This window comes from Streptomyces sp. NPDC003011, assembly GCF_053591515.1.
In genome coordinates this window covers 52,834-76,207 of record NZ_JBSFTY010000046.1, presented here as the reverse complement: position 1 = coordinate 76,207, position 23,374 = coordinate 52,834, and the positions used below count along the sequence as shown (strand labels likewise).

The following is a 23,374-nucleotide window of genomic DNA, read 5'->3' as shown; positions in this document are numbered from 1 at the left end:
AGGCCCAGGAGGCCCAGGGGAGCGAGGCGGCGAAGTGAGCGCCCAGGACCGGGTCACCGACGGGCTCTACGGCCTCGGCTGGAGCGTGGTCAAGACGCCCGCCCCGCCCTGCCGCGCGGCCGTCCGCGGCCGGACGTGAACGCAGCGCGGCCGGACGTGAACGCAGCCCGGCCGGACGTGAACGCAGCGCGGCTGGACGTCGGCGGCTGGGCGCCTACAGCCGCTGGATGATCGTCCCGGTCGCCAGTCCGCCACCCGCGCACATGGTGATGAGGGCGAACTCCCGGTCAGCGCGCTCCAGTTCGTGCAGGGCCGTGGTGATGAGCCGGGCCCCGGTGGCCCCCACCGGGTGTCCGAGCGCGATGGCGCCGCCGTTGACGTTGACCTTCTCCAGGTCCTGCTCGAAGACCCGGGCCCAGCTCAGCACCACGGACGCGAAGGCCTCGTTGATCTCGACGAGGTCGATGTCCTTCAGGGACATGCCCGCCTTTCCCAGCACCGCCCGCGTCGCGTCGATCGGCCCGTCCAGGTGGAAGTGGGGGTCCGCGCCGACCAGCGCCTGGGCCACGATCCGCGCCCGGGGACGCAGTCTCAGGGCGCGCGCCATCCGCTTGGACGCCCACAGGACCGCCGCCGCGCCGTCGCTGATCTGCGACGAGTTGCCCGCCGTGTGGACGGCCGTCGGCATGATCGGTTTGAGGCCCGCCAGCGCCTCCATCGACGTGTCACGTAGGCCCTCGTCCCGGTCGACGAGCCGCCACATGCCCTGACCGGCCCCCTGCTCGTCCTCGGTCGTCGGCACCTGCACCGCGAACGTCTCCCGCTTGAACCGCTCCTCGGACCAGGCCGCGGCGGCCCGTTCCTGGGAGATCAGCCCGAGGGAGTCGACGTTCTCCCGGGTCAGGCCCCGATGGCGGGCGATCCGCTCGGCCGCCTCGAACTGGTTGGGAAGGTCCACGTTCCACTCGTCGGGGAACGGCTTCCCCGGCCCGTGCTTCGACCCCGACCCCAGCGGCACCCGCGACATCGACTCGACGCCGCAGCTGATCCCGACGTCGATCACGCCCGCCGCGACCATGTTGGCGACCATGTGCGAGGCCTGCTGGGAGGAACCGCACTGCGCGTCGACCGTCGTGGCGGCCGTCTCGTACGGCAGGCCGACCGCCAGCCAGGCCGTGCGCGCGGGGTTCATGGACTGTTCGCCGGCGTGGGTGACCGTGCCGCCGACGATCTGTTCGACCGCGTCGGCGGGGATGCCGGTGCGGCCGAGGAGCTCACGGTAGGTCTCGCCCAGCAGGTAGGCGGGGTGCAGGTTGGCGAGCGCGCCACCGCGCCTGCCGATCGGGGTGCGGACGGCTTCGACGATCACGGGTTCGGCGGCCATGGGTGCGGGTCCTCTCCTCCGAACGATCCATCAGAACTAGTACGTGTTCTAGTTCTTCTTGCAGTCTGCTGACCGGCCGTCCACAACCGCAAGGGTCGTGCAGGCAATTCGGGGCTCCGCGTCTCTTGCCACTTCTAGAACTCGTTACTACCTTCACGGCAGCTCTGTACCTGATGGACCGTCAGCCAGCTGGAGTGAGTTGCCGATGCCCTGCCCAGCGCTTCCCGACGGGTTCGACTTCACCGACCCCGACCTACTGCAACACCGCGTCCCGCTGCCGGAGTTCGCCGAGCTGCGCCGGGCGGAACCGGTCCGCTGGATCCCCCAGACGAGCAATCTGGCCGGCTTCCAGGACGAGGGGTACTGGGCCGTGACCCGGCACGCGGACGTCAAGTACGTGTCCACGCATCCGGAGCTCTTCTCCTCGTCCCTCAACACGGCGATCATCCGCTTCAACGAGCACATCGAGCGGGACGCGATCGACGCCCAGCGGCTGATCCTGCTCAACATGGACCCGCCGGAGCACACCCGGGTCCGCCAGATCGTGCAGCGCGTGTTCACACCGAGGGCCATCCGGGCGCTGGAGGACAACCTGCGCTCCCGCGCCCTGACGATCGCGGCGAACGCCCGCGCCCGCACCGGCTCCTTCGACTTCGTCACCGAGGTCGCCTGCGAACTGCCCCTCCAGGCCATCGCCGAGCTCATCGGCATCCCGCAGGAGGACCGGACCAAGATCTTCGACTGGTCCAACAAGATGATCTCGTACGACGATCCGGAGTACGCGATCACCGAGGAGGTCGGCCAGGAGTCCGCCGTCGAACTCATCGCGTACGCGATGAACATGGCCGCCGACCGCAAGCAGTGCCCGGCGAAGGACATCGTGACGACGCTGGTGTCGGCCGAGGACGAGGGGACCCTCAACTCGGACGAGTTCGGGTTCTTCGTGCTGATGCTGGCCGTCGCGGGCAACGAGACCACGCGCAACGCCATCACCCACGGCATGCACGCCTTCCTCACGCACCCCGGGCAGTGGGAGCTGTACAAGAGGGAGCGCCCGGCGACGGCGGCGGAGGAGATCGTCCGCTGGGCGACCCCCGTCAACTCCTTCCAGCGCACGGCCACCCAGGACACCGAACTCGGCGGCCGGCGGATCCGCAAGGGCGACCGGGTCGGGCTGTTCTACGCCTCCGCCAACCACGACCCCGAGGTCTTCGAGAACCCCGACACCTTCGACATCACCCGCGACCCCAACCCGCACCTCGGGTTCGGCGGCGGCGGCCCGCACTACTGCCTCGGCAAGTCCCTCGCCGTCCTGGAGATCGACCTGATCTTCCACGCGATCGCCGACGCCATACCGGACATCACGCAGGCCGGCGACCCCCGCCGGCTGCGCTCCGCCTGGATCAACGGCGTGAAGGAACTCCGCGTCAGCACGGGCTGACCCGCCCGCTCCCGGGCCGACGGCGTCCCGCGCCGTCGGCCCGCCCCGGCGGTCGTCCCCGGCGGCTCCGGAGCGCCCCAACCGGCACCTGTCCGAAAAGAAACGAACGTTTCCGTTCACCCCGACGTCTTCCCCCGTGTCCCAGCCACGCGGCGCGCGCACTCCGTCGGCACGTGCCGGTTTCCCGCCCGCGCCCCAGACGTCGAACGGAATCGCCGGACCGTGGTCTCTGCCCAGCTGTCCCCTGTCCCTGCGGACCACGCGGCCGCACGCCGACGGCGCCTCTTCGACACGGTCCGGGAACGCCACCGGGTGCCGTTTCTCGCCACCGTGCCCCTCCTGCCGCTGTACGCGGTGTGGTGGCTGTCGCTGGCCACCGGCGGCGGCGACCTCGCGGCCCAGGAGGCCTGGGCGGGGTTCGTGTCCCGGCACGGCGGATCGGCGTACAACCTCTCCTGGTACGGCGGGACGCACACCGCCAACTACAGCCTGATATCGCCGTATCTGATGGCGGGGTTCGGGGTGCGGACGGTGACCGCGGTGTCCGGGCTCGCCGCCTCCTGGCTGGCCGCCGTGCTGGTCGTCCGCGCCGGGGTGCGCAGACCTCTGGGCCCGGCACTGCTCGCCTCCCTCGCGCTGTGGTGCAACGTCGTGTCGGGGCGTACGACGTTCGCACTCGGCGTCGCCTTCGGACTCGCCGCCTGCGTCCTGCTGACCCGCGAGCGGCGGGTGGCCCTCGCAGTGCCGTACGCGGCGCTCGCGACGGCGGCGAGTCCGGTGGCGGGCCTGTTCCTGGCCGTCGTGGGAGCGGGCTTCCTCGCCGCGGGGGACCGGGTGCGGGCGGCTGTCCTGCTCGCACCGCCCGCCCTGGTCGTCGCCGCGACCTCGTTCCTCTTCCCGTTCTCCGGCGAGCAGTTGATGCCCCCGGCCCGCATCTGGCCTCCGGCGGTGCTCGGCCTGGCCGTGGCGGCGCTGGCCCCGCGCGGCTGGCGGGTCGCGCGCTGGAGCGGCGCCGTGTACGCGGCCGGGACCGTCCTCGCGTACCTGATCACCTCACCCGTCGGCACGAACGTCGAGCGGTTCGCGGAGCTGTTCGCGCCCGCGGTGCTGCTCGCGGCACTGCTGAGCACGCGGCGGCTCAGCCGCGTCCGCCGCAGCGCCCTCGTCGCCGTCCTGGTCTTCTCCGTCCTGTGGGTCGGCAAGAAGACCGCCGACGACGTGCGGATCTACACCACCGTGCCGTCCTGGGCCGCCGACACCCACGGCGTCGTGGAGGCCCTGCGCGGACTCGGCGCCGACCGCACCCGCGTCGAGGTGGTCCCGGCCCGCAACCACCGGGAGGCGTCCGCGCTCGCCCCGCACGTCAGCCTGGCGCGGGGCTGGAACCGCCAGCTCGACATGGAGCGCGGGCGCCTCTTCTACGACGGTTCCTTCTCGGCCCCGGCCTACCGGGCCTGGCTGGACCGCTGGGCGGTCGGCTTCGTCGTCCTGCCCCTCGCCACGCCCGACGGATACGCCGAGGAGGAGGCACGCCTGGTGCGCGAGGACCGGCCGGCCTGGCTGGAACCGGTGTGGCGGGACGCGCACTGGCGGATCTTCCGGGTGCGCGACGCGGTACCGCTGGTGTCCGCGCCCGCCTCGGTCGTCCGGGCGACGAGCGCCGACGTGGTGCTCAGGACCGAGCGGGCGGGCTCCGTGACCGTGCGGGTCGTGTACTCGCCGTGGCTGCGCGCCGACGCCGGCTGCCTCACCCGGGACGGGGAGTTCACCCGGCTGACCGTGCCCGCGCCGGGCGAGTACCGGATCAGCTCGGAGTACGGTCCTTCGCCGGCTCGGGCTGACTGCTGACCTCGGCCGCCTGGGCCGTCGTACGGGCGCGCGGCCCCTGGAACACGTACGACAGCCCGAAGCCGGCGGCGACGACGGCGGCGCCGCCCACCGCGTCCAGGATCCAGTGGTTGCCGGTCGCCACGATCGCCGAGGCGGTGAAGAGCGGATGCAGCAGGCCGAGCCCCTTCATCCACCATCGGGGCGCGACGATCGCGATGACGAGTCCGCACCACAGGGACCAGCCGAAGTGCAGCGAGGGCATCGCCGCGTACTGGTTGGTGAGCGCGGTCAGTGTGCCGTAGTCCGGCTGGGAGAAGTCCTGCACGCCGTGCACAGTGTCGATGATGCCGAGGCCGGGCATCAGGCGCGGCGGGGCCAGCGGGTAGAGCCAGAAACCGACCAGGGCCAGCAGAGTGGTCAGGCCGAGGGAGGCGCGGGCCCACCGGTAGTCGACGGGGCGGCGCCAGTACAGGAGTCCGAGGACGGTCAGCGGGACGACGAAGTGGAACGACGTGTAGTAGAAGTCGAAGAAGGTGCGCAGCCAGCCGACCCCGACGACGGCGTGGTTGACCCAGTGCTCGATGTCGAGGCGCAGGAAACGCTCGATGGAGAGGATCTGTTCGCCGTGGTGCTCGGCGGCGGCCCGGCCCGCCGAGTTGCTGCCGCCGGTGGCCGCGAGCCGGACCTGCTGGTAGGCGGCGTACGTGACGCGGATGAGCAGCAGTTCCAGCAGCAGGTTCGGGCGGGTGAGGACCCGGCGCAGGAAGGGCAGGAGCGGGACGCGTCCGAAGCGGGTGGGCACGGGGGGCGCGTACTCGGTCGGGATCGGGGACCGGTAGTACGGCGAGGTGCGGGAGAGGAAGGGGACGGCGGTGGCGGCGGCGACGGCGGCCAGCAGCACCACGTTGTCCCGCAGGACGAGCAGCGGCGTCATGTTCGGCAGCATCATCTTCGCGGGCAGCGTCATCACCAGGACGACGGCGACCGGCCACACCAGCCGGTCCGAGGCCCGCTTGCCGACCCGGCCGACGACCGCGAGCAGCACCCACAGCAGCTGGTGCTGCCAGGTGGTCGGCGAGACGGCGATGGCGGCGCAGCCGGTGATCGCGACGGCGAGCAGCAGTTGTCCGTCACCGGCGTAGCGCACCGCGCGGCGCACGCCGAGGGCGGCGACGGCGGCGCCGAGCAGGAGGAAGAGGGCGATCTCCAGCGGGCCGGACAGTCCGAGCCGGAGCAGGGCGCCGTGCAGGGACTGGTTGGCGAGGTCGTCGGCCGCGCCGCCCAGGCCGGTGCCGGCCATGTGGTGCACCCAGTACGTGTACGAGTCGTGCGCCATCGCCGCCCAGGCGACGGCGGTGCACCCGGCGAACGTCAGCCCGGCGGACAGGGCCGCTCTTCGGCGGCCGGTGAACCACAGCAGCGGCGCGAAGAGCAGCACGGTGGGCTGCAGGGCCGCCGCGACGCCGATGAGCAGGCCGCCGGCCCGCTGGCCGCGCACGGCGAAGCAGCCGAGCAGCACCAGCAGGACCGGGATGATGCTGGTCTGGCCGAGCCAGAGCGTGTTGCGCACCGGCAGCGACAGCATCAGCAGGCTGACCGCGACCGGTGCGGCGAGCAGGGAGGTGCGTCTGCTGACCGGCTGGGGCAGGGCGCGCGCGGCGAGCAGGCCGAGGGCGACGACCAGCAGCAGCGTGCCGAAGATCCAGCCCCAGCCGAGGGCCTGCTCGGCGGTTCTGGTGAGCGGTTTCAGCACCAGGCCGGCGAAGGGGGTGCCGGTGAACCGCGTCGAGTCGTACAGCGAGCCCTTGACGTGCAGGACGCCGTTGGGGCCGACCCAGGTCTCCAGGTCCGTCAGGCGCTCGCCCCGGGGCGTCGTGAGGACGACCGTCACCTGCCGTACGGCGAGGAGGACGGCGACCAGCCACAGGGCGAGGCGTGCGGCGCGCAGGCGTGCCTGTGTCGTACCGGCGGGCGTCGCCCCGAGAGCTTCCGCCGGTCGCCCGCTGTGCTCCGCATTCGCCACGCCTCGTAGGCCTCCCGCCCCGTCCGTCCCGCGCGTCCCATGTGCCGGAATGCTCTGCGAACCCTAGGGGCTCACTCCGCCCCCCGGGGAAGACGCGGGCAACCCCCGCTTCACCTGACGTCCTTCCTTCTTTTGTCCGGACGACGATAGTCCGCGGACACTCCGGCTGCCTCCGCGGGGCGCGAGAAGGATCACAAACCGGCCTGGCGGGAACCGGTCCCGCGGGGGCTTACGGGCCTGCGCACACGGCATTTACGTGCCGTGCGCATCGACACTCTCACGATCCGTGAACGGGACACATGCCCCTATGGTCACTTTTCGGCCTGTCCGCCGGCGCTGTCGCCAGGCCCGTCCCTGTCCCCGTCGAAAGGTAGGCGAGCGAAGCCTTGCCGACTGCCACAGTCGCCACTCCCCCGTCCTCCGCCCCCGGCCCGGGCACCGCCACCGTCACCAATCCCGCGCTCGTGCGGCGTGCCGTGAAGGCCGCCGCGCTGGGCAACGCGATGGAATGGTTCGACTTCGGTGTCTACAGCTACATCGCGGTCACCCTGGGCAAGGTGTTCTTCCCGTCCGGCGACCCGACCGCCCAGCTGCTCTCCACGTTCGGCGCCTTCGCCGCGGCCTTCCTGGTCCGGCCGCTGGGCGGCATGGTCTTCGGCCCGCTCGGTGACCGCGTCGGCCGCCAGAAGGTCCTGGCCCTCACCATGATCATGATGGCCGCGGGCACCTTCGCCATCGGCCTGATCCCGTCGTACGCCTCGATCGGCGTCGGCGCGCCCCTGCTGCTCCTGCTCGCCCGGCTGGTCCAGGGCTTCTCCACCGGCGGGGAGTACGCGGGCGCCGCCACCTTCATCGCCGAGTACGCCCCCGACAAGCGGCGCGGCTTCTTCGGCAGCTGGCTGGAGTTCGGCACGCTCGCCGGTTACATCGGCGGCGCGGGTCTGGTCACCCTGATGACGGCGGTGCTGTCACAGGACGCCCTGCTGTCCTGGGGCTGGCGGATCCCGTTCCTGGTCGCGGGCCCGATGGGCGTCATCGGCCTGTATCTGCGGCTACGCCTGGAGGAGACCCCCGCGTTCGCGGCCGAGGTGGCGAAGGCCGGGGCCGACCGCCCGAAGGTGCCGCTGCGCGAGATGGTCACCGGCCAGTGGAAGGCGCTGCTGCTGTGCGTGGGCCTGGTGCTGGTCTTCAACGTCACCGACTACATGCTGCTGTCGTACATGCCGAGCTATCTCACCAGTGAACTCAGGTACGACGAGACGCACGGCCTGCTGGTCGTGCTCGGCGTGATGGTCCTGATGATGACCGTCCAGCCGTTCGCCGGCGCCCTCACCGACCGCGTCGGCCGCCGACCGGTCATCGCGGCGGGCTGCGCGGGCTTCCTGGTGCTGTCGATCCCGGCGCTGCTGCTGATCCGCCAGGGCGGCCTGCTCACGGTCGCGCTCGGCATGGGCGCGCTGGGGCTGCTGCTGGTGTGCTTCACGGCGGCCATGCCCTCCGCGCTGCCGGCGCTGTTCCCGACGCGGGTGCGCTACGGCTCCCTCTCGATCGGCTTCAACGTGTCGGTGTCCTTGTTCGGCGGGACGACTCCGCTGGTGGTGACGGCACTCATCGGGGCGACCGGCAACCTGATGATGCCCGCGTACTACATGATGGCCGCCGCCGTCGTCGGCGGAGTGGCGGTGTGGTTCATGGCGGAGTCCGCGGGGCGGGCACTGCCGGGGTCGGAGCCGTCGGTGGAGCGCCGAGAGGGCCGGCGGAGTGCCGCGAACCGCTGAGCCGATCGGCTGAAACCGGCGGGGGGTACCCGCTGACAGGCGGCCGGCACGCGACTATATTCGTTAGCACAGCTAGTTAGCAGTTCTAACTAGACTTACGAAAGGCACAGGTGCATGAGCGAGTCGCAGCGCTGGAACGACGTCGACGAGTACTTCACCAGCCACCTCTCACCGAACGACGACGCCCTGGACGCGGCCGTGCGCGACAGCGAGGCCGCCGGACTCCCGCACGTCGCCGTCACGGCACCCCAGGGCAAGTTCCTCCAGCTGCTCGCCGAGATCCAGGGCGCCCGCACCATCCTGGAGATCGGCACCCTCGGCGGCTACAGCACCATCTGGCTGGCCCGCGCGCTGCCCGCCGACGGCCGCCTGGTCACGCTGGAGTACAGCCCCCGGCACGCCGAGGTCGCCACCCGCAACATCGCCCGCGCGGGCCTCGACACACGGGTCGAGGTGCGGGTGGGTCCGGCCCTGGAGTCGCTGCCGGAACTGGCCGACGAGAACCCGCCCCCCTTCGACCTGGTCTTCATCGACGCCGACAAGGGCAACAACCCGCACTACGTGGAGTGGGCGCTGCGGCTCACCCGCGCCGGCAGCCTGATCGTCGTCGACAACGTCGTGCGCGGCGGCCGGGTGGCCGACGCCGGCAGCACCGCGCCGGACGTCCAGGGCACCCGGACCGCCATCGAACTCATCGGCAAGCACCCCCGGTTGAGCGGCACGGCGATCCAGACGGTGGGCGACAAGGGCTACGACGGCTTCGCGCTGGCCCGGGTGCTGGCCTGAGCCCCGCGTTCACTCCTCGTGGTAGAAGCCGACGTTGACGCTGCGCGGAGCGGTGCGGTCCTGGATGATGATCTCGCCGCTGCCGCCCCGGGGCAGCGGGACCGTACCGCCGTAGGGGAGCGTCTGCGCGTACGCGCCGACGGTCAGCCGGACCTCGGAGGACGGGTCGGGCTGGGAGCCCTGCAGCCAGGTCACCTGCCAGGTGCCCTGCGGGCCGCACAGGAACTCCAGGTGCACCCGGGAGACGAACAGCCAGTCGTCGGGCGTCGAGAGCCGGCACACCGACGTGTCCCGGCCCACCCGCAGCACGGCACCCGGGTCACTGGGCGAGTCGGCCATATGCATGCCGGCCGTGGCGCCCGAGTCCGCCGCGGAGACGGCGGCCATGGTGAGTTCGAGCACGTGCGCTCCTTCTGAAGTGCCTGAAGTGTCCTTACACAGCCGCCGCATGATAAATCGCCCGGCCCCGACCCGTCCGGCACAATGGACTCATGACCGAGCGAAAGCCACCCGGTGTTCCGTTCGAGTCCTGGGCGGAGAAGCAGATCCGCGACGCCGAGCGGCGCGGCGAGTTCGCCCGGCTCCCGGGCGCCGGAAAGCCGTTGCCCTCGGGCACCGACACGACGTACGACGAACTGTGGTGGATCAAGCGGAAGATGGCCCGTGAAGGGCTCTCGGTGCTGCCGCCGACGCTGGCCCTGCGCAAGGAGGCCGAGGACACCCTCGCGGCGGCCCTGCGCGCACCCACCGAACGACTCGCTCGCAAGCTCGTCGAGGACATCAACGTCAAGATCCGCGACGTCATGTTCAAGCCACCGCCCGGCCCCCCGCTCGGCATGAAGCCGTACGACGTCGAGGACGTCGTACGACAGTGGCGGGAGCGCGGGGAGGAGCGCCGGGAGCGCGGGGAGGCGGAGGGGGACGGCTGAGCGGCGGTGACGTGACCAGACGGCCGGCACCGACCGCCGAGAACGACCGCCAGGACCGACAGGGGTGCGCCCGAGATCGGGGAAGATCCCGGGCGCACCCCTGTCGGTCTGCCTGCTTGCCTCTACATGCGCAGGAGGCGGTCCGCCAGCTCGCGGTAGTCCCGCAGGGCGAGGCGGAGTTGCTCGGTGTCGGCGCTGGTGGCGGGCTTGCCCGTGTTCCCGTCGTCGGTGGCCTGCCAGGAGGTGCGCAGGGTACGGCGGCGCTGGGTCACGGCCTCGGTGAGGCGGGCGGCGGCCTCCTCCAGCACGTGATCGGCCTCCGCCACGGCGTCCCGCGGGCCGTCCACGAATCCGGCGACGGCGTGCTGGAGACGCTGCGAGAGTTTGTCGCACTCGTCCCGAGGGAGGAGACCACTGCCGTGGCTCTGCTGCTTTTGGGCACCGCCGGTTCCGGTTCCACCACCGGTTCCTCTACCGGTTCCGCTGCCGGTCAGGGCTGTCTCCTCACGGCCGCGCGCTCCGGCGGCCGGGTCGGCATGCGTGCCGCCCGACGCGTCGCGGGGCGCCGCCGGATCCGCGGTGTGCGCGCTGTTCGCCGGGTTCGCGGCGCTGTCGCGGCCGGAGGCGGTCTCGCCGCCGAGTCCGCCGGTGCCGTCCCGTCCGCCGCGCGAGGTGTCGTGGCCCGGGACCGCACCACCGCTCGTCCCCGGCTCACGCCCCCGCGCGGCGCCGCCGTCGGCTGCCGTGCCGCCCGACGACGTCCTGCCGCCCCGCTCGGCCGGGGCGTCCGTGTCGCGGGCCGTGGTCATCGGGCCCTCGGACGGCTCGCCGTGCGGGGTGGCCGTCGGAGGGTCCGTCAACGGGTCGTGCCCCGGGGGTGTCGCGGGGCGTGTCGCCCTGCCCCTCGGCTTTCCGTCACGCGGGGCGCCCTCGGTTCCCGAGCCGGTCGTCGCGTCCGTCATGTCGCTCAACTCCCCTTCACGTGGCGCCTGGTGAGACCTCGCGGCAGATGGGCGCGGCCGTCCCCGCGGGACGGTGCCGTACCGCCGTCGGACCGTTCGAGCGGTTCCGCGGACTCCCCGGAGCCGGCTCGGTGGTCCCGGTGGTTGTCGTGCCGGGCCGGGCTCACCAGGTCCTCGAACAGGGCCCGGGCCTCGACCATGGCCTCGCGCATCTCCTCGGTGCCGGCCCGCCCGTCGCCGTTCTGCTCGGAGCCGACGCTCGCGCGGGCGACGCGGTGCACGCGCCGGTAGCCGTGCACATGGTGCGGGTGGTGCACCGACAGCGCGGCGACCTGCTCCTCGTACTGGGCGCCGTCCGGGAAGCCCCGCACACCGGCCAGCTCGGCGAGCAGCCGGTCCGCCTCGGCCACGGCCTCCCGGGGCGAGTCGACGAAGCGCTCCTGGGCGGCCGTCCAGCGGGCCTCGTACTGCTCACGCTGCGCCGGCTCCAGCGGCCGTGCGCGCAGCGACCCGTGCCGCTCCACGCGCTCGGCGAGCTCACGCTCGGCGGCTTTTTCGTCCCCGTCGTGCCGGGCCACCACCCGGTCGTACTCGGGCCCGAAGCGTCGCTTCAGGTTCTGCCCGCCGGACCCGCGCCGGGTCCGCAGGGCCAGGACGGCCGCGATGATGAGGACGGCCGCCACGATCACGATCAAAGCGATGATCACGCCAGTGGACATGAGTGCCTTCCGGGTTTTCGACCCAACCGGCTCTCCGTGCGGGCCGGTTCTCCGAACGGGTTGCCCCGAAGTCGGCCGCCAAACTGGTGCGGGGCCGGGGGCGGACGCGCCAGGGCGCCAGCAGGCGCTGTCCGGCCGCCCCGCACACCGTCGTGACACGCCCCCGCACCACCCGCCCCGCACCACACCGGACAGGCCGGCACCGCCGTTCCCGACGCCGCCCCCGGTCGTCACGCCGGTACGGGAGACGCCCAGGGGGACCCGGCCCGGGGCGCGAGCACCCGCTGGGGACGGGCGGGGAGCGGCCGCACCAGTGGGTGTGCGGGCTGCGGACGTTCCGCCGGATGCTGGGCACGGAGAGCGTGCCGACCGGCCCCGACGACACGCCGCCCACGGAGCGGAACGGGCGGCCGGGTGCCGTGGTCGGCACCGGCACCACCTGCTGGACTGCCGGAGGCCACGCATATCCGGTTGCGGGCCCGGTAGGCGCCCTCCCCAGAATGGCCCCCATGACGAGCTGGACCATCGCCCCGGAGCCCTTCGACTCCCCCGTCGCCGCCGCGCTCTGGCGGGCGTACTACACGGAGGTCAGCGACCGCTGGTACCTCCTGCACGAGGGACACCGGACCGCCCCGGACGAGCTGGAGCGGGAGATCGCCGCCCGGCCGGGAGCCGAACTCACCCCGCCGGGCGGCTGCTTGCTGGTCGGCCGGTACGACGGCGCCCCGGCCGGCAGCGCGGGCGTACGGCTGCTGGAGCGCGGGACCGCCGAGCTGACCCGGGTGTTCGTGGACGAGGCGATGCGCGGCAAGGGCGGGGCCGCGCTCCTCGTCCGGGCGGCGGAGGACGAGGCGCGCGCCCTGGGCGCCACCCGGATGGTCCTCGACACCCGCGGCGACCTGGTGGAGGCCCGCGCCCTGTACGCGCGGCTCGGCTACGAGGAGACCGGGCCGTACAACGACAGCCCCTACGCCGAGCACTGGTTCCGCAAGAGCCTCAGCTGAGCCGGGTCACCGCCCGCCCGTCGTGCGGGCGCTCCCGCTCCGAGCCGCACAGCTCGCCGTTCAGGTCCTTCACCAGCTGGATCAGGTCCGTCGGCCGGTCCGGGCCCCACCAGTCGCCGAGGAGTGCGGCCAGTGACTCCTCACGGGCCTGGGCGAGCCGCTCGGCGACCTCGCTCCCCCGGGCGGTCAGCACCAGGTCGAGCCCCCGGCGCTCGGCCAGCCGCCGCTCCTCGACCTGCCGGGCGGCCTCGATGATTACGGTCAGCGGGACGGTGCTGCGCTCGGCGAGCACGCCGGGTTCCGCCGACCCGTACTTCTTGATCCGCAGCAGCAGCCAGCTCGCCGCGGGCAGCAGGTCGTAGCCCGCCCGTTCGGTGATCTCCCGGTAGATCTCGCGCCGGCCCTCCCGGGTGCCGAGCACGGACAGCGCGCGGCACACCTCGTCGTACGACGACCGCTGCACCGGGTTGCTGGCGAGCGTCTCGGTGATGTCCGGGGCGGTGACCGAGCCGCGCAGCCGGTCCTCCCTCAGGAACCAGGCGAGCACGAAGCCGAGGAGGGCGACGGGAGCGGCGTACAGGAACACGTCGGTGATCGACGACGCGTACGCGTGCAGCGCCGGCGGGCGCAGCGCGGCCGGCAGGGCGGCGATGCCGCGCGGGTCGGACTCCAGCGCGTCCACCGAGACGCCGGGCGGGAGCCGGGTGCCCTGGAAGGCGTCGGTCAGTTTCTCGCCCAGCCGGCTCGCGAAGACCGTGCCGAAGAGGGCGACGCCGAAGGAGGCCCCGATGGACCGGAAGAAGGTCGCGCCGGAGGTGGCGACGCCGAGATCCTCGTACGACACGGCGTTCTGCACGATGAGGACGAGAACCTGCATGACCAGGCCGAGGCCGAGGCCGAAGACGAAGAAGCAGCCGCTCATCTCGGCGGTGGAGCTGCGTTCGTCGAGCTGGTGGAGCAGGAGCAGGCCGAGCGCGGTCACGCCGGTGCCCGCGACCGGGAACACCTTCCAGCGGCCGGTGCGGCTGACGATCTGGCCGGAGAGCGTCGACGACAGCAGCAGGCCGAACACCATCGGCAGCATGTGCACGCCGGACATGGTCGGGCTGACGCCGTGGACGACCTGGAGGAAGGTCGGCAGGTAGGTCATCGCGCCGAACATCGCGAAACCGACGATGAAGCTGATGACGGCGGAGAGGGTGAAGGTGCGGATCCGGAACAGCGAGAGCGGCAGGACGGGTTCGGCGGCCCGCCGTTCGACGGCCACGAACGCGACGGCGAGGACGACGCCCAGCACCGCCAGGCCGATGATCCGCGCCGAGCCCCAGTCCCAGGTGGTGCCGCCGAGGGAGGCCACCAGCACCAGGCAGGTGGCGACGGACGCGATCAGGAACGTGCCCAGGTAGTCGATGACGTGACGTGTGGACTTGCTCGGGATGCGCAGGAAGACGGCGATCACGGCCAGGGCGACGACGCCGATCGGCAGGTTGATGTAGAAGACCCAGCGCCAGCTCAGATGCTGGGTGAACAACCCGCCGAGGAGCGGGCCCAGGACGCTGGTCGCCCCGAACACGGCACCGAAGAGCCCCTGGTAGCGGCCGCGTTCACGTGGCGGGACGAGGTCGCCGACGATCGCCATGGACAGCACCATCAGCCCGCCGCCGCCGAGGCCCTGGAGGGCCCGGAACGCGATCAGCTGTGACATGTCCTGCGCGGCGCCGCACAGCGCCGAGCCGACGAGGAAGATCACGATCGCGATCTGGAACAGCCGCTTGCGCCCGTACTGGTCGCCGAGCTTGCCCCACAGCGGGGTCGCGGCGGTCGAGGCCAGCATGTACGCGGTGACCACCCAGGACAGGTGCTCCATGCCGCCGAGTTCGCTGACGATCGTGGGCAGCGCGGTCGACACGATGGTCTGGTCGAGCGCGGCGAGCAGCATCCCGAGGAGCAGGGCGCCGATGGGGACGAGCACGTTGCCCGGCACGTGCCCGTCCCGCTCTCCCCGCGCGTCCCGCGCATCCCCCGCATTCGCCGTCTTGGCGTGGGTGTCCCCTGCCATGAAGACCTCCGTAGGTCGCGTCGCAGCTTCCATCGTGGTCGGTGTGACCATTTATGGCCTGTTGATTCCTGCCGGAAGCCGTGGTTCCGGGGGCTCGCGGGCGACGATGTGGAGGAGATCTGCATAATCTCTGAAGTTCGCGAGGGGAGGGACGAACACATGAACGAGCCGAAGGGGCACCTGTGCCCGGAGTGCGGAACGCCCAGGGGAGCCGACAACACCCCGTCCTGCGGCTGCACCCAGCGAGCGTCCGACGCCCTGCGCGACGCCCGCACGGCGGAGGCGGCCGCGGCGGAGGACTTCGATCCGCTGCGGATACGGCCTTACGTGGAGCTGGAGCCGCAGCCGGGGTCCGGGCCGGGGTCGGAGGGGGTGCGCGAGGGCGCCACCGGGACACCGGGTACCGCGGCCCCTGCCGAGCGGCTCACCGCCCCGCCCGCGGGCGGGCCCGACGGGGACGCGACCATGGCTCTGCCCGCCGTGGACGCGGCTGCCGGGGCGCGCGCCGCCGCCTCCCCCGGAACGCCAGCCACGCCTGCCACGCCTGCCGGTGTGTCCGACGTGGACGCCACCGTCGTGCTGCCCACCGTGGACGCGGCCGACACGCCCGGCACGGCCCGCCCGACCCCGGCACCGTCCGCCCCTGAAGCCCCTGAAGCCCCTGAAGCCCTTGGGGCCTCTGACGCCACTGCCCCGCTGCCGGTCACGGACGCGACGCCGCCCGTCTCAGGCCGAGGAGCCCACGCGCCACGCCCAGCGGACGCACCGAGGGCGCCGGGCGCACCGGTCCCACCAGGCGGACCAGCCGCACCGGGCGCGACGCCCCGTACCCCCGTACCGCCCGCCGCGGACGCGCCCGGCGCACCCTCCGCGCCACACGCACCCCGCGCGCACCCCGTCGCCCACACGGCCGGCACCCCGGGCGCACTCGACGCGACCACCGTGCTGCCCGCCACAAGCGACGCCGCTCCCGTTCCGTCCGCGGCCGGCCCATCCGGCGACGTGGCACCGCCCGCCCATGTGACACCGCCCGCCGACGTGACCTCCGTCCTGCCGACCCCCCTGGCACCCTCGGCGACCGTCCCCAGCGTCACCGACCTGCGGATGTTCGAGCCGGGTGGCGGCGCGGGCGCGGTCGCTCCGTCCCGGCCGGACGGGGAGGAGCGTCGGCCGGGCCGGCGGCGGGGCGTGCTCGTCGCCGCGAGCGGGGCCGTCGTCGCGGTGGTGGCGGCGGCCGGGTTCGCGGGCGGGCTGTTCACCTATGAGACGCCCGCGCGGGAGGGGGCGCCGCCGCAGGACGTACGGGCGGCCGTCCCGGACACCTCGCCCAGCGCGGCGTCCGTGTCCCCGGCCACGCCGAGCGCGTCGGCGTCGCCGACGTCCGCCTCTCCGTCTCCGTCCAGCGCGAGCCCTTCGCCCTCCTCGTCCCCCTCGGCGTCCGCGGCCGGCGCCTCACCGAGCCCGTCGGAGTCGGCCGAGCCGACGAGGAGCGCGACGAGTGCCGCCGCCGACGGCTCCGGCGCGGGCTCCGCGGACGGGGCCGAGAACGACGACCGGAACTCTCCCGCCCTGCGCCGCGGCGACCAGGGCCCCGAGGTCACCGAACTGCAGGAGCGCCTGCACCAGCTGTTCCTCTACAACGGCGAGATCGACGGCGACTTCACCGACCAGGTCGAGAGCGCCCTGCGCAACTACCAGTGGTCCCGCAACGTCGGCACCGACAACCTCGGCGTCTACGACCAGAAGACCCGGGCCTCCCTGGAGGCGGAGACGTCGGAGCCGTAGCGCTGCGCGAGCGCGGCCGACGGCACGTCATCCGCCCGGTCCGCCCGGCGCCCGGTCCGCCCGGTCCCCCCGGTCCGGGCGCGGAACGGTTTCCGCTACCCCACGGACAGCCGAATCCCGCCGTCCCCGCCCTCCACCGCCTCCACCCGCACCCGCGTCAGATCCCGCACCAGCGCGTCCGGACGGTGCAGGCCGGCCCGGGGGCCGACCCCGACGACCCGCATGCCCGCCGCGCGGCCCGCCTCGATACCGGCCCCGGAGTCCTCGAAGACGACGCAGTCGGCCGGGGCGACGCCCAGTTCGGCGGCGCCCTTGAGAAACCCCTCGGGGTCGGGCTTGCTCGCGCCGACGGACTCGGCGGTGATCCGGATGTCCGGAAGCTCCAGCCCCGCCGCCGCCATGCGCGCGGTGGACAGCGGGACGTCGGCGGAGGTGACGAGCGCGTGCGGCAGCCCGCGCAGGGACGCGAGGAACTCCGGCGCGCCCGGGATCGCGACGACGCCGTCCATGTCCGCGGTCTCCTCGGCGAGCATGCGCGCGTTGTCGGCGTGGTTCTGCTCCATGGGCCGGCCGGGCAGCAGCAGCGCCATCGAGGCGTGGCCCTGCCGGCCGTGGACGACCTTCATGACCTCGTCGCCGTCCAGCCCGTGCCGCTCGGCCCAGCGCCGCCAGATCCGTTCGACCACGGCATCGGAGTTGACGAGGGTGCCGTCCATGTCGAGCAGGAGGGCGCGGGCGGTGAGAACGGCGGGTCGGGCGGTGGCCGTCATCGGCAGCTCCAGAGCGCGGTGGCGAGGGGGCGCCGGGGGGCCTGGCCGACTGGCGCCGAGGTGCCGTCCCGACTGTCCGCGAGGCGCCTTCCCGGCTGTCGCCGGAGTGCTCCCCGTCCGTCCCCCGGAGGGACAAGGTGGTCCCGCCCGCCGGTCAGGGAAAACGGGCGGGAACCACTTTGTTTCTCCACGGTACAAAACAAGTGCGGCTTCCCGCCACCGTTCCGGGAAACAGTTCACCGGCCGTTCAGCCCGGCCGGCGCCCCGGCGGCCGTCCCGGCGGCGGCTCAGCCGGCCACCGCCTCCCACAGGCTCCACACCCCGAGGCCGAGCATCAGCAGCGCCGCGACCTTGGTGATGAGCCGCAGCGGCACCCTCTTCATCAGCGCCCTTCCGCCCACGATGCCGAGCCCGGCCACCGCCCACAGCGCGAGCACCGCGCCGAGGCCCACGGAGAGCGGGTCGTCGTAGCGGGCCGCGAGGTTCGCCGTCATGATCTGGGTGAGGTCGCCGAACTCCGCGACCAGGATGAGCATGAAGCCCGACCCGGCCACCTTCCAGAAGGACTGGTTCTCCGGCCTGCGGACCTCTTCCTCGTCCTCGTCCTTCTTCATCAGCAGCACGGCCGCGCCGCCCAGGAACAGCACACCCGTCAGCGCGTGCACGATCTGCTGCGGCAGCAGGGTCAGCACGCTGCCGGCCGCGACCGCGAGCGCGACATGCAGCGCGAAGGCGGCGGCGACGCCGGCGAAGACGTACGAGGCGCGGTAGCGGGTGCCGAGGACGAGCCCGGCGAGCGCGGTCTTGTCGGGCAGTTCGGCGAGGAAGACGACGCCGAAGACGAGCGCCGTCACGGAGAAGCTGATCAAGGTCCCTCAATCGGTCGGGCCGCCCCGCCGAGAGTGCTGGTCATGCGAAGAATCCCGGCACGACACCTCGGCACGGCAGCACACTGGGCACCCGCGCCGGAACGGCACGGGCGTGCACTGCTTGCCGAAGGTCTCGCTGGCCGACCCCTCGATCCGAGGTCCGGGTCCGGACCCAGGGGGTCCGATTCCGGGAGATCCGAGGCCTGCCTCCGGGCGCCGGCTCAGACGAGCTGAGCAGTATGTCGACGGTCCGGCGAAGAGCTACTCCCCTTCTGCGCCGTCCATGGTACGCGACGTCCCCGCGAAGCCGTCACGTCGTACCCCTTGTTGTGTCATGCACACGTCATTAAGTTCTCACCCTACGCACATCTCCCCGCAACACGGCGTGGCGAGCATTCCCCTCGCTCGCACTCAACGCCCCCACATCCCCAGGGAGTTCGCATGTCGAAGTTCTACGCGCGTCGACGCGTCAGCATACTCGCGGCGCTGACCGGGCTCATAGCCTCCGTCGCGCTGTTCAACAGCCCGACCGCCTCCGCCGCCCTCCCCACCCCGGTCAGCGCCGCCACCGCCCGCACCTACCTCGCCTCGCTCACCGTGGCGACCGAGGACCGTACGGGCTACGACCGCGACCTGTTCCCGCACTGGATCACCCAGTCCGGCGCCTGCAACACGCGTGAGGTCGTCCTCAAGCGCGACGGCACGAACGTCGTCCAGGACTCCGCCTGCGCCGCCACCAGCGGCAGCTGGTACTCCGTCTACGAGGGCGCCACCTGGACCGCCGCCTCCGACGTCGACATCGACCACCTCGTCCCGCTCGCCGAGGCCTGGGACTCCGGCGCCGACAACTGGACCACCTCCCGGCGCCAGTCCTTCGCCAACGACCTGACCCGCCCGCAGCTCATCGCCGTCACGGACAACGTCAACCAGGCCAAGGGCGACCAGGACCCGGCCACCTGGATGCCGTCCCGCACGGCCTACCGCTGCACCTACGTCCGCGCCTGGGTGCAGGTGAAGTACTACTACGGCCTTTCGGTCGACTCGGCCGAGAAGAGCGCGCTCACGAACTACCTCGCGAGCTGCTGACACAGGACCGCAAACGGGAATCACCAAACTGTGATCCCCGGAATTCCCCCGCCCACCTCCGTCGTTCCGTACCGTACGGGACGACGGAGGAGGGCGATCGCGTGCCGGGACTGCGCCTGGGACCACTGCTGAGGTATGCCGACGGTTCGTCCGCGACCGTGTGGGTCGAGACGAGCCGTCCGTGCACGGCCGAGGTGCGCTGTGCCGACGGTGCCGGGGGTGAGGCCCGCACCTTCCAGATCGAGGGGCACCACTACGCCCTCGTCCCGGTGACGGGTCTGACTCCGGGCACGACCCGCGCGTACGAGGTCCTCCTGGACGGCGCGCGCGTGTGGCCGCTGCCGGACTCCCCGTTCCCGGACTCCGTCATCCACACCCCCGTCGAGGGCGACACCGTCCGCGTGGCCTTCGGCTCCTGCCGCTGGGCCTCGCCCCCGGAGGGCGAGAAGGACCCGGTCGGCCCGGACGCCCTGGACACCCTCGCGGCGCGGATCGCGGGCGACCCCGAGGGCGAGCGGCCCGACGTGCTGCTGCTGCTGGGCGACCAGGTGTACGCCGACGAGACCTCGGGCGCCACCCGCGAGTGGCTCGCCGCCCGCCGCGACGTGAACGAACCGCCGGGCCACGAGGTCGCGGACTACGAGGAGTACACCCACCTCTACTACGAGTCCTGGCTCGACCCCGAGGTGCGCTGGCTGCTGTCCACCGTGCCCAGCTGCATGATCTTCGACGACCACGACGTCATCGACGACTGGAACACCTCCGCCTCCTGGCTGGAGGACATGCGGACCACCGACTGGTGGCAGGAACGCCTGATGAGCGGCCTGATGTCGTACTGGGTGCACCAGCACCTGGGGAACCTCGCCCCGCACGCCCTGGCCGCCGACCCGCTGTACGCGGCCGTGCGCGAGGTCCCGGACGGCTCGGACCTGCTGCGCGCCTTCGCCGCCGAGGCCGACGCCGACGGGACCTCGGTGCGCTGGAGCTACCGGCGCGACTTCGGCCGGGTGCGGCTGCTGATGGTGGACTCCCGGGCGGCCCGCGTCCTGGACGAGCAGAACCGCTCGATGCTCGACCCGGGCGAGGCGCGATGGCTGCGCGAGCAGGCGCTGGAGGCGCCGGAGTCGTACGACCACCTGCTCATCGGCACCTCGCTGCCCTGGCTGCTGCCGCACCTGGTGCACGACGCCGAGGCGTGGAACGCGACGCTGTGCCGGGGCGACAAGGGCGCCCGCTGGGCCCGCTTCGGGGAGAAGCTGCGGCGGGGGGCCGACCTGGAGCACTGGGCGGCCTTCCCCTCCTCCTTCGACGCGCTGGCGGAGCTGATCGCCGAGGTCGGCACGGGCGCGGACGCGCCGGCGACCGTGCTCGTGCTGTCCGGGGACGTGCACCACGCGTACGTGGCCGAGGCGGCGTGGCCCTCCGGGTCGCCGGACGCCCGGGTCCTCCAGCTGACCTGCTCCCCCGTCCACAACTCCATCCCGCTGTCGATAAAGCTCGGCTTCCGGTTCGGCTGGAGCGCGGTGGCCCGGGCCCTCGGCCGCAGTTTCGCCTGGCACGGCGGCTGCGGCCGGCCGCCGGTGACCTGGCGCAAGACGGGCGGCCCCTGGTTCGGCAACCAGCTCATGACACTGGCCCTGCGCGGCCGTTCGGCCCGGCTGCGGCTGGAGGTGGCACGGGCCGAGGGGGACGACAGCCCCCGGCTGATCACGGTGACGGAGTCCGAACTCACCCCGTAATGCGGTCGTTGCGCCCGTTTGTTGCGCCCGTGACCCGTGATGCTCGTGACGCGTCCCACAGTCCGGGCCCCCGGGGGTCGGCTCCCGCTGCCGCCGACGGCATGATGAGGCGGACCGTCCGCTTCCAGCCGCACCGCCACCGCGAACGAGCCCCACCTCGCGCCCCACACGCCCGGGAGTACCACCCTTGCCCGCACCGACCACGGACCTGCCCCTCTCCGTCGCCCTGGTCGGCGCCGGCCCGCGCGGCACCAGCGTCCTGGAACGCCTCTGCGCCTCCGCACCGGAACTCCTCGCGCCCGGCACCCGGCTGACGGTCCACGTCGTCGACCCGGCGCCGCCCGGCCCCGGCCGCGTCTGGCGCACCGCGCAGTCCGCCGAGCTGCTGATGAACACCGTGGCCTCGCAGGTGACCCTGTTCACCGACGACAGCGTGGACTGCTCGGGCCCGGTCCGGCCGGGCCCCAGCCTGCACGAGTGGGCGGACGGCGCGCTGGACCCGGACGGGTACCCGACCCGCGCCCAGTACGGCCGTTACCTGGAGTGGGTGTTCGCGCGGGCGGTGCGCGAGGCACCGCCCGGTCTGCGCGTCGAGACGCACCCGGCCCGCGCCGTACGCCTGGACGACGCCCCCGACGGCCGCCAGTGCCTCACTCTCGACGACGGCCGCGTCCTGTCCGGCCTGTCCGCCGTCGTCCTCGCCCAGGGCCATCTGCCGGTCGTCGCGGACACGGCGGCACGACGGCAGACCGCGTACGCCGAACGCCACGGCCTGCGCCACGTCCCGCCCGCCAACCCGGCCGACGTCGACCTGTCCGCCGTACCCCCCGGCGAGCCGGTGCTGCTGCGCGGCCTGGGGCTCAACTTCTTCGACCACACCGCCCTGTTGACGACCGGCCGCGGCGGCCGGTTCGTCCCCGACGGCCGGGGACTGCGGTACCTCCCCTCCGGCCGCGAGCCGCGGCTGTACGCCGGTTCGCGGCGCGGCGTCCCGTACCAGGCGCGCGGCGACAACGCGAAGGGCCCCTACGGACGTCACCTCCCGCGGGTCCTCACCGACGAGGTGATCGCCCGCTTCCGCAAGCGCGCCGACTCCGGCGAGGCCCCGGACTTCCTCGCGGAGATATGGCCCCTGGTGGCGAAGGAGGTGGAGACGGTCTACTACGAGATCCTGGTGGGAGAGCGCGAGTTCGGCGCCCCCGGCGGAGCCGTGGCGTTCGGGGCCCGGGAGTTCGGGCCCCGCGCCTTCCGGGACCGTTTCCTCGCCACCGCGCACGGCAGCGCCGAAGAGGCCGGTCTCCTCGACGAGTTCGGCGTGGCGCGGGCCGACCGCTGGTCCTGGGACCGCATCTCCCGCCCGTACGCGGGACGTGACTTCCCGCACCCCGGCGCCTGGCGTCAGTGGCTGCTCGGACACCTCCGCGAGGACGCCGCCCAGGCCGCCCTCGGCAATGTCGCCGGCCCGCTGAAGGCCGCCCAGGACGTCCTGCGGGACCTGCGCAACGAGCTGCGGCAGATCGTCGACCACGGCGGAATAGCGGGCGCCTCGCGACGGGACCACCTGGACCGCTGGTACACCCCGCTGAACGCCTTCCTGTCCATCGGGCCGCCCCGGCGGCGCGTCGAGGAGCTGGCCGCGCTGGTGGCGGCGGGCGTGGTGGAGGTGCTCGGTCCGCGCCTGGAGGTCCGCGAGGAGGACGGGGCGTGGGTGGCGCACTCCCCCGACGTGCCGGGCTCCGCCGTGCGGGTGACGACGCTCGTAGAGGCGCGGCTGCCGGAACCGGACCTGCGGCGGACCGCCGACGAGCTGCTCGCCCGGCTGCTGAAGACCGGGCAGTGCCGGCCGCACACCGTGGACGGTTACGAGACCGGGGGACTGGACGTGACACGGCGGCCGTACCGCCTGATCGACCGTCAGGGACGCGCTCACCCAAGGCGGTTCGCCTTCGGTGTGCCCACCGAGGGCGTGCACTGGGTGACCGCGGCGGGCGCCCGGCCGGGGGTGGATTCGGTCACGCTTTCGGACGCCGACGCGGTGGCCAGATCCGTCCTACGTGCGGTGGCGGGTGAAACGGAGGGGGAACAGGAGGCAAAGCGATGGCCAAATGTTGAACTTGCAAGCATTGATTAGGTGCACCTAACGTGGTGGGTCCGCTCGGTACCGTCCCCCGACCGGTCTCCCCGACCGACCGGCCCACCGAAGGAGCACC

Annotated in this window: 18 protein-coding genes; 10 read left to right on the top strand and 8 right to left on the bottom strand. The window is 72.9% G+C overall.

The window, feature by feature from the left end:
* Window positions 1-214: 214 nt before the first annotated feature.
* Window positions 215-1,384 (bottom strand): steroid 3-ketoacyl-CoA thiolase, encoded by a 1,170-nt coding sequence (locus ACWD0J_RS23745; protein ID WP_451497820.1) that lies wholly within the window; start codon window positions 1,382-1,384, stop codon window positions 215-217.
* A 205-nt stretch (window positions 1,385-1,589) separates the two neighbouring features.
* On the opposite strand from ACWD0J_RS23745, the gene ACWD0J_RS23740 reads away from it, so the two are divergent.
* Both ACWD0J_RS23740 and ACWD0J_RS23735 read left to right on the top strand, forming a co-directional pair.
* Window positions 1,590-2,825, top strand: coding sequence for a cytochrome P450 (locus ACWD0J_RS23740; RefSeq protein WP_451497819.1), 1,236 nt, complete (start codon window positions 1,590-1,592; stop codon window positions 2,823-2,825).
* Window positions 2,826-3,047: 222 nt separating this feature from the next.
* Entirely contained in the window at window positions 3,048-4,673 is a 1,626-nt protein-coding gene (locus tag ACWD0J_RS23735) for a hypothetical protein (protein WP_451497818.1), read from the top strand.
* Here the strand turns inward: ACWD0J_RS23735 and ACWD0J_RS23730 are convergent.
* Window positions 4,630-6,678, bottom strand: a complete 2,049-nt coding sequence (locus ACWD0J_RS23730; protein ID WP_451497817.1) for a bifunctional glycosyltransferase 87/phosphatase PAP2 family protein — start codon at window positions 6,676-6,678, stop codon at window positions 4,630-4,632. The two genes, ACWD0J_RS23735 and ACWD0J_RS23730, sit on opposite strands and share 44 nt — an antisense overlap.
* Before the next feature lie 386 nt (window positions 6,679-7,064).
* Between ACWD0J_RS23730 and proP the strand changes: the two genes are divergently transcribed.
* Together proP and ACWD0J_RS23720 are read left to right on the top strand one after the other, a co-directional pair.
* The gene (gene proP / locus ACWD0J_RS23725) at window positions 7,065-8,456 is read left to right on the top strand and encodes a glycine betaine/L-proline transporter ProP (protein ID WP_451497816.1); all 1,392 of its coding nucleotides are present in this window, start codon (window positions 7,065-7,067) and stop codon (window positions 8,454-8,456) included.
* A gap of 114 nt (window positions 8,457-8,570) precedes the next feature.
* Entirely contained in the window at window positions 8,571-9,242 is a 672-nt protein-coding gene (locus ACWD0J_RS23720; RefSeq protein ID WP_451497815.1) for an O-methyltransferase, read from the top strand.
* A gap of 9 nt (window positions 9,243-9,251) precedes the next feature.
* On the opposite strand, the gene ACWD0J_RS23715 is transcribed toward ACWD0J_RS23720, so the two are convergent.
* Window positions 9,252-9,644, bottom strand: a complete 393-nt coding sequence (locus ACWD0J_RS23715; protein ID WP_451497814.1) for a hypothetical protein — start codon at window positions 9,642-9,644, stop codon at window positions 9,252-9,254.
* Between the two features lie 89 nt (window positions 9,645-9,733).
* Here ACWD0J_RS23715 and ACWD0J_RS23710 point away from each other — a divergent pair, with 89 nt between their 5' ends.
* Window positions 9,734-10,171, top strand: a complete 438-nt coding sequence (locus ACWD0J_RS23710; protein ID WP_451497813.1) for a DnaJ family domain-containing protein — start codon at window positions 9,734-9,736, stop codon at window positions 10,169-10,171.
* Between the two features lie 122 nt (window positions 10,172-10,293).
* Here the strand turns inward: ACWD0J_RS23710 and ACWD0J_RS23705 are convergent, their stop codons facing one another.
* Window positions 10,294-11,133, bottom strand: coding sequence for a hypothetical protein (locus ACWD0J_RS23705; RefSeq protein WP_451497812.1), 840 nt, complete (start codon window positions 11,131-11,133; stop codon window positions 10,294-10,296).
* Window positions 11,134-11,138: 5 nt separating this feature from the next.
* The gene (locus ACWD0J_RS23700; protein ID WP_451497811.1) at window positions 11,139-11,852 is read right to left on the bottom strand and encodes a hypothetical protein; all 714 of its coding nucleotides are present in this window, start codon (window positions 11,850-11,852) and stop codon (window positions 11,139-11,141) included.
* 500 nt (window positions 11,853-12,352) lie between these two features.
* Here ACWD0J_RS23700 and ACWD0J_RS23695 point away from each other — a divergent pair, with 500 nt between their 5' ends.
* Window positions 12,353-12,856: a GNAT family N-acetyltransferase gene (locus ACWD0J_RS23695; protein ID WP_451497810.1), complete on the top strand. Its 504-nt coding sequence runs from the start codon at window positions 12,353-12,355 to the stop codon at window positions 12,854-12,856.
* Here the strand turns inward: ACWD0J_RS23695 and ACWD0J_RS23690 are convergent.
* On the bottom strand, window positions 12,849-14,915 hold the full coding sequence (locus tag ACWD0J_RS23690) for a DHA2 family efflux MFS transporter permease subunit (RefSeq protein ID WP_451497809.1): 2,067 nt from the start codon (window positions 14,913-14,915) through the stop codon (window positions 12,849-12,851). The two genes, ACWD0J_RS23695 and ACWD0J_RS23690, sit on opposite strands and share 8 nt — an antisense overlap.
* A 159-nt stretch (window positions 14,916-15,074) precedes the next feature.
* Between ACWD0J_RS23690 and ACWD0J_RS23685 the strand changes: the two genes are divergently transcribed.
* Complete coding sequence (locus ACWD0J_RS23685) at window positions 15,075-16,700, top strand: peptidoglycan-binding protein (RefSeq protein WP_451497808.1); 1,626 nt, start codon at window positions 15,075-15,077, stop codon at window positions 16,698-16,700.
* A gap of 95 nt (window positions 16,701-16,795) precedes the next feature.
* Here ACWD0J_RS23685 and ACWD0J_RS23680 read toward each other — a convergent pair whose 3' ends face one another.
* Together ACWD0J_RS23680 and ACWD0J_RS23675 are read right to left on the bottom strand one after the other, a co-directional pair.
* Window positions 16,796-17,470: an HAD family hydrolase gene (locus ACWD0J_RS23680; protein ID WP_451497807.1), complete on the bottom strand. Its 675-nt coding sequence runs from the start codon at window positions 17,468-17,470 to the stop codon at window positions 16,796-16,798.
* 287 nt (window positions 17,471-17,757) lie between these two features.
* Window positions 17,758-18,339, bottom strand: coding sequence for a TMEM165/GDT1 family protein (locus ACWD0J_RS23675; RefSeq protein WP_451497806.1), 582 nt, complete (start codon window positions 18,337-18,339; stop codon window positions 17,758-17,760).
* 441 nt (window positions 18,340-18,780) lie between these two features.
* Here ACWD0J_RS23675 and ACWD0J_RS23670 point away from each other — a divergent pair, with 441 nt between their 5' ends.
* From ACWD0J_RS23670 to ACWD0J_RS23660, 3 genes are all read left to right on the top strand, one after another.
* Entirely contained in the window at window positions 18,781-19,425 is a 645-nt protein-coding gene (locus ACWD0J_RS23670; protein WP_451497805.1) for an HNH endonuclease family protein, read from the top strand.
* 101 nt (window positions 19,426-19,526) lie between these two features.
* On the top strand, window positions 19,527-21,164 hold the full coding sequence (locus ACWD0J_RS23665) for an alkaline phosphatase D family protein (RefSeq protein ID WP_451497804.1): 1,638 nt from the start codon (window positions 19,527-19,529) through the stop codon (window positions 21,162-21,164).
* Window positions 21,165-21,351: 187 nt separating this feature from the next.
* Window positions 21,352-23,295 carry an FAD/NAD(P)-binding protein gene (locus tag ACWD0J_RS23660; protein WP_451497803.1) on the top strand — a complete coding sequence of 648 codons (1,944 nt, stop codon included), beginning with the start codon at window positions 21,352-21,354 and terminating at the stop codon, window positions 23,293-23,295.
* Window positions 23,296-23,374 lie beyond the last annotated feature (79 nt).